Below are 12,537 nucleotides of genomic sequence, written 5' to 3'. Positions count from 1 at the left end.
GCAAGAGCGATGGCAGAGAAGAAAGCCTTGGGGCATCTGTCGTATCTAGGTCATGTTGACAAATGACGCACCCAAAGCCGGATCGACGTTATGTCGATGAATCCGAGGAACCTCTCGGCGGTTTTGTCGTAACGGGTTGCGACACGGCGGGCGTTCTTCATCTTATTGAAGCACCGTTCAACCATGTTGCGAAGCTGGTAGAGCGAGTGATCCACTCCGACCCGCATTCTGCGCGATTTCCGCATGGGGATCTGAGGCAGGATATTGCGCTTTTCCATAGTTTTGCGAATGCGATCAGCGTCATAGCCGCGATCCACCAGAAGAGCCGCCGGCTCAGGCAGGTTGTCCGCCATGACCATGTCAAAGCCAAGATAATCGGATGTTTGACCCGGTGTTATTTCAGACCTCATTGGCAGTCCTGCCGCGTTGACGCGGAGGTGGATTTTGGTCGTGAACCCACCTCTTGAGCGGCCAAAACCCTGTCGCGGAGTCGCCCTTTAGCGCCCGCTGCCTGATGGTGAGCGCGGATTACGGTGCTGTCGACCATTTGGAGGGCGTCCGGCACCGCTCCACAATGGTTCAGGCCCTCGAGAATGTCCTCTCACAGGCCTGAAAGTGTCCAACGTCGGAATTGCCTGTAGACGCTCGGCCATTTGCCGAATTCTTCCGGCAGGTCCCGCCACGGCGATCCGGTCCGGGCGATCCAGAAAATCCCATCCAGAACAATGCGATGATTGGTTGGCTTACGTCCGTTCGGGGCACGTGCAGCAAGGATGAAATGCTCAAAGAACGCCCACTCGTCGTCCGTCATCAGGTCTCGTGCCACGCTGGTCTCCATAGCAGATACCAGCTTGAATCACGTCAACGCCACACTGTGAATCCCTTTTGGCAACACGGCCTAGGCTTCATCGACATCACGTCAATCCGGCTTTGGGTTCGTCATTTGTCAACACGACCTAGCCAAAGCACCACGACAAGCATCTCGCAGACGGCATCAATCGATCAGGTTTTTGAAGAATTCATGGCCCGGGCGATATTCTCAGCTCTCGTGTCACTTCTATCTCAAATAGGCATTAGCTGGTCGAGCTGACTTCCTTGCAGGTTCGCGCAAGCCATTTACAGAATTCGCGCGCAAAGGCGACATTAGGGCTCGAGTCCCGGGATATGGCACGATACTGCATTTCGGTTTAAAATCGACAAACAGGCACAACTATCAAGTCCCCCCGGTCATCGCATCCTGCACATAAAGTTGTGGTCCGACATAAAGCGCCAGACCAGCAATGCAGCGGGCACCGTCAGATTGTGGTGATCAAACACCGCACCCAAAGACATATCCGCGTCACCAATTCAGATGTGCTTTGCAAAACGCGAAACAAGGTCTGGACGGGAGCTTGCAGTGAAGATTGGCTTGGAACGGATCACCACTTGTCCAAGGGTTTCTATACGCTCGGGGCACCCTGCGCACACGATGAATTCATTCGCCAATTTCCATTCATCCGATGGGGTATCCAAGACAAGGTCGCGGGTCAAAAGCACATCATATCTCTGCGCCGGTTCGGCCGGTGTTAACGATGTGTATATGTCAACAATCACCCCATATTCCCGAAAAAATCGGGCAGTCGCGGGACAATAAACAGGCTCGTCAACGTCGGAAGCGACGTCCTGACAGTGATGCGCCGTTCGCGGGTGTACCTGCGGCGCATACGGTTGACTGAAAATGTGACCATCTCGAGTGGCTCGGTTACGGATTCCGCCAATACATAACCCAGCTTAGTCAACCGTATATTGCGGTCCACGCGCTCGACCAATTTATCCCCGACATACTGTTCAAGCACGGCAAGGTGGCGGCTGACCGAGCTTTGCGTCGAGCCAATCGTCTTGGCCGCCTTGGTGATACTCAACTCCCGCACAATGGCTACATACACGCGCAGAGCGTTGAGCGGGAGGGGCGAATCTTTTTGGTCCATGGCTTCTGATACATGATCAGCAGCCCCTTTATTCATCGAATTTAGCGATCAGTGAAGCGTTAGTGTTACAAAGCGAGCTTAGGAAGAACGCAACCTTACGAGCTCCGCATCGGACGTTTGAAGGATTGGATTAGGCGATAGTGACTCAAGTCGATTTCGAAGATGTTTCTGTTTCATTTGGCCCGGTGGCGGTTTTGGAAAACCTATCGCTGAGCATTTCTTCGGGTGGTTTTTTCACGCTTCTTGGCCCTAGTGGCTGTGGGAAATCGACGCTTTTGCGTGCGATCGCCGGGTTTATCAGGCCCGACAGCGGCACAGTGCGCTTTGGCGCGCGGGACATGACCCATGTTGTGCCGCACAAGCGCAATACAGGATTGGTGTTTCAAGACTATGCGCTGTTTCCACATCAAAATGTCTTTGACAACGTTGCTTATGGGCTGCGGGCGCGCAAGGTCAACGAAGCGGATATTTCCGCCAAGGTGACAACCTATCTGGGCCGGATGGGGCTGAGTAAATTTGCCAATCGCGCGACCAGCGAACTCAGTGGTGGACAGCGTCAACGCGTGGCCTTGGCACGTGCTTTGGTGATTGAGCCGGATGTTCTTTTGATGGACGAACCGCTCTCGGCGCTTGATGCGAACCTGCGTCAGGAAATGCGGCTGTTTCTAAGTGAGATCCAACGCGAGGTCGGGGTAACCACGATATTTGTGACCCATGACCAAGACGAAGCCTTGTCTATGTCAGATCAGATTGCCCTCATGCGCAACGGTCAAATCGAGCAACTGTCCACGCCCCACGATTTGCATCATCGCCCACGAACGAGCTATACGGCTGCGTTCGTGGGCGGAGCCAACCTGCTGGCCGTAGACGTCAAAGACGTTCAGAACGAAACGGCGACTTGTCTAATCCTGGGATCTGAGTTTCGGGTTGCGGCCAACGGATGCCGCCCAGGCGAGCCTGTGAAACTTTGCGTTCACCACCAAGAGGCGTCGCTGTCAAATGCCGGGTCCGACACAATCAACGGGACAGTTACAGCCGTGGTCTTTCTGGGGGGGCAAACCAGTTATCAGGTCGCCCTGCCGACAGGGGAACATTTGAAGGTCACGCAGACAACCGGGTTTAACTCCCCGCAATTCGCGAACGGTGCTACCGTATCAATCGATTTTTCCGAACAGTGCTGCTTGGTGAGGGACGTCTGATATGCAACGCCTTTCCCGCATATCTATCTGGACCTATGCCACTTTAATCGCTCTGTCCGTCCTGATTTTCGCAATTTTGTACCCACTTTCCTCGCTTTTCACCGCAAGTGTTACCTCCCCGAACGAAGGCGGTTTTAGCCTTGAAGGGTATCGGACCTTCTTTGCGACGCCAGACTTGGTTGACGCGCTGATCAACACTCTTTTGTTGGGGGCGATCACCACGATTGGGGCGTTGATCTTGGGAGTTGGGACCGCTTTCGCCGTGGCGCGGTTTGACTTTCCTCTCAAGTCGCTGATTGGCCTTCTTCCACTGGCGACACTGGTTCTCCCCGATGTAATCGCTGTTCAATCGTGGTTAATGGTGTTTGGTAACAATGGAATTGTGACCAATTTCATCTGGGATGTTTTTGATATCAATACGCCCAGGTTTTACGGCTGGACCGGTCTTATCTTTGTGATGATCATCCAGCATTACGCCTTTGCCTATTTGATGGTTATTGCGGCCTTCAAATCGATCGATAGCAGTCTAGAACAAGCAGCGCAAAATCTGGGTTCTTCCCCGCTGCGCAGCTACATGACTGTGACCATTCCAGTGCTTGCACCCGCCGTTTTGGTCACCGCGATGGTGGTTTTCTCCATGTCCATCGACAATTTCGGCATCCCTGCAATAATTGCACCCCGCGTGCCAATCCTATCGGTAACGGCCTACAACACCTTTGTAAGCGAGTTGGGCAGCGACCCGCTTATGCAGTCAACGATGTCGGTGATGCTGGTCCTCATCGCCGCCAGCGTGCTTTTGTTGCAAAAGGTCTACGTCGAACACCGTGTCTATCAAATGGAGAGCGGCCGCGCACCCCAGCCCGTCAAGCTACCTCTTGCAAAGGGTCGCATGGTTAGCGGCGGCTTGTTGTGTTTCGTCTTGGTGTCTCTTCTGCCCATTATAATCGTCACCGTAGCTGCATTCACCCACAGCAAAGGCCCGGTGCTACATTGGGGCACTTTCAGCGTCGAAAACCTGCGTCGGGCAATCATTTTTACGCCAGAGGCACTCTATAACTCGCTGATCTTGTCCAGCATAGCGACTCTCGTCGGAACAGTCTTTTCGGTGATCGCCAGCTATGTGCTAGTAAAAAAACGGTCTGCCCTAACAATCATCCTTGATTTTGCAGCCGTGTTGCCATTGGTCGTGGCGGGCACCGTTCTGGGTATTGCGCTGGTGGCGGCCTACAACACTGGACCCTTTGCCATGACTGGTACGTGGTTCATCATGGCCATGGCCTATTTTGTGCGTCGGGTGCCCTATGGCATCCGCACAATGTCGGGCTCGGTTCACGCTATTCGCGACAATATCGAAGAGGCTTCGATAAACCTCGGCGTTGCCCCTCTACGCAGCTTCTTCCAGGTCGTCCTACCCATCATGACGCCCGCGATTATCAGCGGGGCGATCTTTATGTGGGTCACCACACTGTCCGAGCTAAGCGCAACCATCGTCCTATACAGCGCCGGACTTTCGACCATGCCGATTCAGATTTTTCAGCAACTTAACGGTGGCTACTTCGGTCCGGCCTCGGCCTACAGCGCTATCCTAATCGTTTCGATCTTTTTGCCGCTGACCATCGTCATGCGCGTTTTCAAGATCGATTTGTTCGGCACCTGCCAATGACCAGTTTCCCTCAACTCAAGCTTAGGAATACCAAAATGTTCTATAAATCCCTGACAACGACCGCAGTCGTGGCGACGTTGGCCATTGCCGAACCGGCCAAGGCGGATGATGTGGTTGTTTACTCCGGTAACAACTCTTCCACAGTTGAAGCCGTGATGGACTATGTATCGGAAAACATGCCTGATTTGGAGGTGACCGTGGTCGCGGGCAACACTGGCGCACTTATGCAGAGAATTCAGGCTGAAGTTGGCAGTGCTCAAGGCGATATTTTCTGGAGTGCGGGTTTTGCGACGCTTGGCGCTTACTCCGATCTTTTTCAGCCCCACAATTCAGAGGCGACCAACACCCTTCCGAAAACGATGGTTGGCCCTGACGGCCTATGGACTGGCACCAACACGCACGTAATGGTCCTGATGGTCAACGAACGTCAATTACGCGGTCTGGAAGCGCCCGAAACATGGAGCGACGTCTTTGATCCGAAGTGGGAAGGCAAGCTGATCATGGGCGACCCTGAAAAATCCTCGTCGGCCTATGCGCAGGTTTATGGCTTGTATCAAACTTTTGGTCAGGATGGATTGGATGCGCTGGCAAAAGTGGCGGTGATCACCAACAGCTCCAGCCAGGTTTACAAAAGCGTGGCGGCGGGCGAATTCCCTGTCGGGATTACAATGGAATATTCGGCATATGCGTATGTTGACGGCGGTCAAGACGAGATCAAATTGGTTTACCCGACCGAGGGCACCTATCTGTCACCCGAAGGCATGGGCATGATAGCCGGCGCACCCAATTCCGAAGGCGCTGCAAAAATGATGGATCTGCTTGCCTCTCCTGGTCTGCAAGAGCACGTGTTCCGCGCCACTTTCCGCCGTCCTGTCAGCATCGATGTCGACGTCACGGAAATCGCCGGGCTGCCAGCCATAGCGGATATTAAAGTCCATGATTTCGATCAGCTTGAGGCAGCCGAGAACCGTGAAGACGTCTTGGCAGCATGGCGTGCCGCCAAAGACGCCGCCAAATAAAGTTCCCCTATAAAACGACAGGTCGCAAAGCTAATTGCGATCTGTCCAAAACAAGCTCTATGTTCGGTACTGTCACGTGACCCGTTCAGATTTCCTGACGGTATTGCCAGGTTTTTGACGGGTGATCGTGAAACAATGGAAGTGGCTAATTTTCTCCGTCAATTCGATGATGGAATTGACCCGGCAGTCTCATACAGTACATCTTCGCTTCGCTTCGACGCGGCTTTGACGGTGGAATCCGCTCCAGCTTCGCCAGATGGCGCGGCCAAGGTATTTCAACACGCGAAGCGCCTCGTTACGCACGACGCTCCGGCGGTGCAATCCCGTACGTCCACTTTCTTCGAGTTGCCCAAAGTAGTTTTCAGTCGCAGCGAATGACTGCCTCCCGCCGATGCTGTTGAAAAAGTCTTTGTTGCAGTGCGGCAAGTCCTTTGATTCACTGGATTATGAGGGGATTGGAGGATTTCGTCATGATGGGCATCCAAACGGCACCGGCACAGTTGTTCTATGTCTTCGATCTGGAGCGTCATGTTCCTTCCGGTCATATGCTTCGCGAGATCGACCGGTTCCTCGACGTGGATGGCATGCGGGAAGTCGTGCGCCCGTTCTACAGCCACATGGGGCGTCCCTCGATCGATCCTGAGCTGATCATCCGGATGCTGGTCATCGGTTATGTCATGGGAATCCGTTCAGAGCGGCGCCTTTGCGATGAGGTCCATCTGAACCTTGCATACCGCTGGTTTTGCCGTTTGGGTCTGGAAGGGAAGGTGCCGGATCATTCGACCTTTTCCCGGTATCGTCATGGCAAGTTCCGTGACAGTGATCTGCTCCGGAAGGTATTCGAGGCAACTGTCGAACGCTGCCTGAGAGAGGATCTGGTCGCGGGTGAAGGATTGGCCGTCGACGCAAGCCTGATCCCGGCTGACGCCAATAAGGTCCGGTCTATTGCGGCCGAAGACTGGAGCCCGGAGGTCGCGCGCGAGGCCGGAAACCGGGCGGCACGCGAATATCTGGAAACACTCGACGATGCCGCCTTCGGAGCCGCATCACCGGTCCAGCCGAAGTCGTGACCAGGTCCGATCCGGCTGCGCAATGGACCCGCGCCTAGGAAAGCCGCCCGTATTTTGCCTATGCGACCAACTACCTGATCGACACCAAGAGCTCGGTCATCATGGATGTTGAGGCGACACGGGCAATCCGGCAGGCTGAGGTTGGGGCGTCGCGCACGATGCTCGACAGAACCGAGAAACGGTTCGGGATCAGACCGGATTGGCTGACTGCCCCTCTCGTGACATCGCTGCGCGATGCACTGCCGGGCAGTGGACACCGCCTACGGCAATGCCGAGAACCTTGGATGGCTGGTCGAGAAGCGCAGCATCATCCCCTTCATCCCTGTCATCGACAAATCAGAGCGGACCGATGGCACCTGGTCCAGGTCCGACTTCGAATGGGACGAGGCGAATGATCAATACATCTGCCCCGAGGGTCACGCCCTCAAGCAATATCGCCGGAACTACTCCGATCCGAACCGGGGGCAGGACACCGGAGGGCGGAAGAAATATCGTGCCTTGAAGGCGACATGCCAAGCCTGTCCATCCAAAGAAATCTGCTGCCCGAAAGCGGAGGCCCGATACGTCACCCGAGAACCCCACGAGGAAGCACGCGAGTTCGCCCGCGAATGCCGCAAGACCAAGGCCTACAAGGTATCCCGAGACAAGCGGAAGAAAGTAGAGATGCTCTTCGCCCATCTGAAGCGCATCCTCGGCCTAAACCGGCTACGCCTGCGCGGCCCCAATGGCGCCAAGGACGAATTCCTGCTCGCCGCCATCGCCCAGAACCTCCGAAAACTCGCGAAGCTGCGGCAGCAGTGCGCCAACTCGGAGGCCGCGGCATGATCTAAGCGGCCAGATAAACGCCAAAAGGCGGCGCGACGGGCGATTGCCCGAACCAAACGGTGACACTCGAGGATGAGGGCAGCCCAAAACACGTTCTCAGGCCGACTTTTTCAACAAAATCCGCCGGTTATGCGAAAAAGCACTCGTTCGATTTCGCAGAAACCTGGCATCCGACAGCGGCGCGAGTGCCTTTCCGTCAGGCTTGGCGCGTTTGCTGCGGTGCAGGAAAGATCTTCGCCAATTTGCGGAGGTTCTGGGCGGTGGCGGCGAGCAGGAATTCGTCATTTGCGCCGCATGGGCCGCGCAATCTGAGCCGTCCGAGGCCGAGGACGCGCTTGAGGTGTGTGACGAGCATCTCGACCTTCTTTCGGAGCTTCATCGAGATGTCGTATTGCTTGGTTTTGGCGATGTCGCGCGCAACTTGGCGGGCGTCTTAGTGTTCCTCGCGGGTGATGGATCTGGCATCGGCGTTCGGGCAGCATTTCTGTTTCGACGGGCAGGCCTGGCAGGTCAGTTTCAGGGCACGGTATTTGGCCCGACCTCCATTGGTTGGGCCCCGGTTCGGGTCGGAATAGTTCCTACGAATCTGCTTTAGTGTCTGGCCCTCAGGGCAGACGTATTGGTCTTTCTCGGCGTCCCACTCGAAGTCCGCCCGGCTCCAGGTGCCATCGCTGCGGCCAGACTTGTCGAGGACCGGGATGTGCGGGGCGATCTTGCGGTCGACCCGCCAGCCCAGCATCGAGCCGGTGCCATACGCGGTGTCGGCGATCAGGCGTTCGGGATGCAGGTCGAACCTGGTCCTCACTCGATCCAGCATGGTCTTGGTCGAGCCGAGTTCTGCTTGCCGGATTGATCTTGTCGCCTCGACATCGACGATCACGCCGTGATCCGTGTCGATCAGGTAGTTGTCGGAATAGCTGAAGAATGCCGGTCCCTTGCGCGCTGCCGTCTGTTACCGGCAGTGCATTGCAAAGCAATGTCACGAGAGGCACTGGCTTGCCGGCGCCGAAGGCGGCCTCGTCCAGTGTGTCAAGATACTCGCGCACGGCGCGGGGCGCATCGGCTGGATCAATCTGCGAGACGTCCCAGTCCTCCTTCGACGTCGAGTTCTGCTTGTTGGCATCCGCCTCGATCAAGCTCGCATCAATCGCCATGCGCTGACCGCTGACCAATCCCTCTTCAATGCAGCGTGCGACGGTCATCTCGAACAGGTGGCGCAGCAATTCGCTGTCGCGGAAGCGGCCATGCCGGTTCTTCGAGAAGGTGGAATGGTCCGGGACACGGTCGCCCAGATCGAGACGGCAAAACCAACGATACGCCAGGTTCAGATGCACCTCTTCGCATAGCCGCCGTTCCGACCGGATGCCGAAGCAATAGCCGACCAGGAGCATGCGGATTAGCAGGTCGGGATCGACGGTGGGGCGGCCCGTGTGGCTGTAGAACTCCGCAAAATGCCTGCGGATGCCGCCAAGATCGACGAACCGGTCGATGGAGCGCAGCAGATGATCCTGTGGGACATGGTCCTCAAGCGAGAACTCGTAGAACAGCGCCGGTTGCGCTTCCTGCCTCGGCCCCATCATCGCCGGTCCCCCCCTCGATTACAGGAATTGAATCAGCAGTTCAGACTTCGATCAAGAAAGAGCTTTTCAATAAAATCCGCCCACACCGGACCTATTGATTTTGTGCTGCATGCGCTCGCAGCGCGGAAGTCGCCTCAACAGAGTAAATTTCCCCGCCCCAGCGGGCTGGGTAAATCCCGTGGGTGCCTTGGCCTGCTGCGGGCGAGGTCGGATCGGAGTTCGGCGGGGGTGGGCCGGGCCTCGGCCACCTGTGGCTTGCCCATTTCGGGCGTCAGGATGTGGCGCAACAGGGCCACCGGGTGCGCGCGCAGGGTCAGGCGCATGGCGACGTAATCCTCAACCACCTGTTCGCCCTCGGTCATCTGGGGCAGGTGGGCGGCAACCTCGGAGATCGCCTCACCGTCCATGTCGCGGGAAAACAGCGGCAGTTCTCCGCCTTTCATCAGGGCTTTTGCCTCCCACAGGGCGCCGCGGCGGGTCAGGTTTAGGTCGGCGAAGACATCCGCCTCTGCCAGCCGCGCCAACACGGACGGTCGCAGCCCAGCGCGCCGCCAGACGTCGCGCACCGATTGGTAGCCATTGCCGCGCGCCGAGGCCATCCACGCGGCGTCGTCCTCTGACAGGCCCTTGATCTGGCGAAACCCAAGGCGCAGGGCCAGCCCACCACTGCCGTCCGGCTCCATCACGTTGTTCCAATAGCTGTGGTTTGCGCAGACGCGCCGCACCCGCACCCCATGTTCGCGGGCGTCGCGGACGATCTGCGCGGGCGCGTAAAACCCCATCGGCTGGGAGTTCAGCAGCGCGCAGGCAAAGATCCCCGGATGATGGCATTTCAGCCAGGCCGAGGCATAGACCAGCAGGGCAAAGCTGGCGGCGTGGCTTTCGGGGAAGCCATACGAACCAAAGCCCTCTATCTGACTGAAACAGCGTTCGGCAAAGGCGCTGTCATAGCCCTTGTGCGCCATGCCGCGCAGGAAGAGGCTGCGGAATTCGCTGACATTGCCGTGCTTCTTGAAGGTCGCAAGGGAGCGGCGCAGGCGATCGGCCTGTTCGGGGGTAAAGCCCGCGCCGACGATGGCGATCTGCATGGCCTGTTCTTGGAAGAGCGGCACGCCGAGGGTCTTGCCCAACACCTCACCCAGTTCGTCAGAGGGAAAGTCGATACGCTCCTCGCCATTGCGGCGGCGGATGTAGGGGTGGACCATGTCGCCCTGAATCGGACCGGGGCGGATGATGGCGACCTCGATCACCAAATCGTAGAAGTTGCGCGGCCGCATGCGGGGCAGAAAGTTCATCTGCGCACGGGATTCGACCTGAAAGACACCGACGCTGTCGGCGCGGCACAGCATGTCGTAAACTTCCGGGTCCTCGGGCGGCAGGCTCGCGAGCGTGTGCTTTGGCCCGTGATGGGTGGCGATCAGGTCAAAGGCCTTGCGGATGCAGGTGAGCATGCCAAGGCTGAGGACATCGACCTTGAGGATGCCCAGCGCGTCGATGTCATCCTTGTCCCAGCAGATGACGGTGCGCCCCTCCATCGCGGCGTTTTCGATGGGGACCAGTTCATCCAACCGCCCCTCGGTGATGATAAAGCCGCCGACGTGTTGGCTGAGGTGGCGGGGGAAACCGATGATCTCATAGATCAGCTCCATCGTGAGCTGCAGGCGGCGGTCGTCCGGGTCGAGGCCAATTTCGCGCATGCGTTCGTGTTCCAGCCCCTTGGTCGAGAAGAAGCCCCAAAGCTGCGAGGACAGCGCGCCGAGAGTGTCCTGAGACAGACCCATGACGGTGCCGACCTCCCGAATGGCGCGCTTGCCGCGGTAGTGGATGACGGTAGCGCACAGGCCGGCGCGGTGACGGCCATAGGTCTCATAGATGTGCTGGATGACCTCCTCACGCCGCTCATGTTCGAAATCGACATCGATGTCGGGCGGTTCATCCCGCGCCTCACTGACAAAGCGCTCAAAAACCATGGTGCCGATCTCGGGGCTGACAGAGGTCACGCCCAGACAATAACAGACCACGGAATTGGCGGCACTCCCGCGACCCTGACACAGGATCCCGCGCGACCGGGCAAAGGCGACGATATCGCGGACGGTGAGGAAATAGGGCTCATAGTGCAGCTTGCCGATCAGGGTCAGCTCATGCTTCAACAGCGCCTGCACCTTCTCCGGCGCCCCCTGCGGATAGCGCCATTTCAGCCCCTCATAGGCCAGACGCGCCAGACGCCCCCCCGCCGTCTCCCCGCCACTGATCTCGGAGGGGTATTCATAACGCAACGAGCCGATGTCAAAGCCGCAGCGCCCGGCCAATGCAGCGGCGCGGTCAACCGCCCCCTCATGCGGCCCCAACAGACGGCGCATCTCTGCCTCTGACCGCAGCCTCTGTTCGCCATTGGCCAGTGCCGCACGGCCCAGCCGCTCTACCCGCGTGCCAATACGGATCGCACTCAACACATCAGCCATCCGCCGCCGCCGCCCGTGATGCATCAGGGGGACCGCCGTCGCCACGGTCGGCAGACCGAAGCCCTCGGCCAACCGCGTCAGCAGATCGAACCGCCCCCGATCCTCCCCATCATACCGCGGCGCCAGCGCCAGATGCATCCGCCCGCGATGCACCTGCACCAAGGCCGCCACCCGGTCGCGCCAGCCCCCCTCCGGGGCAAGCGGCACATGCAGAATAAACGCCAACCCCTCCGCGACCTCCGGCAGATCCGACAAACGTAACCGGCAATCGCCCTTCTTCGACCGCAACCGCCCCGCCGACAACATCCGGCACAACAGCGCCCAGCCCGCGCGCGAGGCCGCCAGCGCCGTCATCTCGACCCCCTCCTCAAACACCAGCCGCGCCGCCGGGATCAAACGCGGTAAATTGCGCACCGGCGCACGCGGCGGCGCAGGCAATCCCGGCGGCGCAGGCGGACCAATCAGTCCCCCCTCTGCCTCCAACCGCTCCAACTCTGCCACCTGCCGCGCAATCTCGCGCGCGGCACTATAGGCGCGCACAATCCCCGCGACAGAATTCACATCCGCCACAGCAATGGCAGACAACCCCATCAGGGCCGCACGCTCCATATACTCCTCCGGGTGCGAGGCCCCGGTGAGAAAGGTAAAATTCGAGGTGATGCAAAGCTCGGCGAACATGACAGGATGTATATTCCCGTTTTGTTCTCACTTCGAGTCTACAAAATGCCAAACGACCTCAGCTTCTTCTGTCT

Annotated in this window: 5 protein-coding genes and 4 pseudogenes; 4 read left to right on the top strand and 5 right to left on the bottom strand. The window is 58.0% G+C overall.

Translation table 11 applies throughout. The annotated features are described in order from the left end of the window. Nucleotides 1-50: 50 nt before the first annotated feature. A pseudogene (locus ANTHELSMS3_RS09540) lies at nucleotides 51-838 on the bottom strand (IS5 family transposase). A 751-nt stretch (nucleotides 839-1,589) separates the two neighbouring features. Then, the gene (locus ANTHELSMS3_RS09535) at nucleotides 1,590-1,967 is read right to left on the bottom strand and encodes a helix-turn-helix domain-containing protein (protein ID WP_157733475.1); all 378 of its coding nucleotides are present in this window, start codon (nucleotides 1,965-1,967) and stop codon (nucleotides 1,590-1,592) included. Between the two features lie 140 nt (nucleotides 1,968-2,107). On the opposite strand from ANTHELSMS3_RS09535, the gene ANTHELSMS3_RS09530 reads away from it, so the two are divergent. From ANTHELSMS3_RS09530 to ANTHELSMS3_RS09520, 3 genes are read left to right on the top strand one after another with little or no spacing between them, the layout of a single operon-like run. Then, entirely contained in the window at nucleotides 2,108-3,166 is a 1,059-nt protein-coding gene (locus ANTHELSMS3_RS09530) for an ABC transporter ATP-binding protein (RefSeq protein ID WP_094034661.1), read from the top strand. A 1-nt stretch (nucleotide 3,167) separates the two neighbouring features. Continuing rightward, nucleotides 3,168-4,829: an ABC transporter permease gene (locus ANTHELSMS3_RS09525; RefSeq protein WP_094034660.1), complete on the top strand. Its 1,662-nt coding sequence runs from the start codon at nucleotides 3,168-3,170 to the stop codon at nucleotides 4,827-4,829. Between the two features lie 35 nt (nucleotides 4,830-4,864). Next, on the top strand, nucleotides 4,865-5,848 hold the full coding sequence (locus tag ANTHELSMS3_RS09520; protein ID WP_094034659.1) for an extracellular solute-binding protein: 984 nt from the start codon (nucleotides 4,865-4,867) through the stop codon (nucleotides 5,846-5,848). Nucleotides 5,849-6,046: 198 nt separating this feature from the next. Here the strand turns inward: ANTHELSMS3_RS09520 and ANTHELSMS3_RS25505 are convergent. Then, nucleotides 6,047-6,157, bottom strand: a pseudogene (locus ANTHELSMS3_RS25505) (IS5/IS1182 family transposase); the annotation flags it as partial. 161 nt (nucleotides 6,158-6,318) lie between these two features. On the opposite strand from ANTHELSMS3_RS25505, the pseudogene ANTHELSMS3_RS09510 reads away from it, so the two are divergent. Beyond that, nucleotides 6,319-7,743, top strand: a pseudogene (locus tag ANTHELSMS3_RS09510) (IS1182 family transposase). A gap of 196 nt (nucleotides 7,744-7,939) precedes the next feature. Here ANTHELSMS3_RS09510 and ANTHELSMS3_RS09505 read toward each other — a convergent pair. Further along, nucleotides 7,940-9,323, bottom strand: a pseudogene (locus ANTHELSMS3_RS09505) (transposase). Between the two features lie 134 nt (nucleotides 9,324-9,457). Then, the gene (locus tag ANTHELSMS3_RS09500) at nucleotides 9,458-12,463 is read right to left on the bottom strand and encodes an error-prone DNA polymerase (RefSeq protein ID WP_094034657.1); all 3,006 of its coding nucleotides are present in this window, start codon (nucleotides 12,461-12,463) and stop codon (nucleotides 9,458-9,460) included. Nucleotides 12,464-12,537: the final 74 nt, after the last annotated feature.

Origin of the sequence: Antarctobacter heliothermus, from assembly GCF_002237555.1 — a bacterium.
Classification (GTDB): domain Bacteria; phylum Pseudomonadota; class Alphaproteobacteria; order Rhodobacterales; family Rhodobacteraceae; genus Antarctobacter; species Antarctobacter heliothermus_B.
This window is presented reverse-complemented; position numbering and strand designations above follow the sequence as displayed.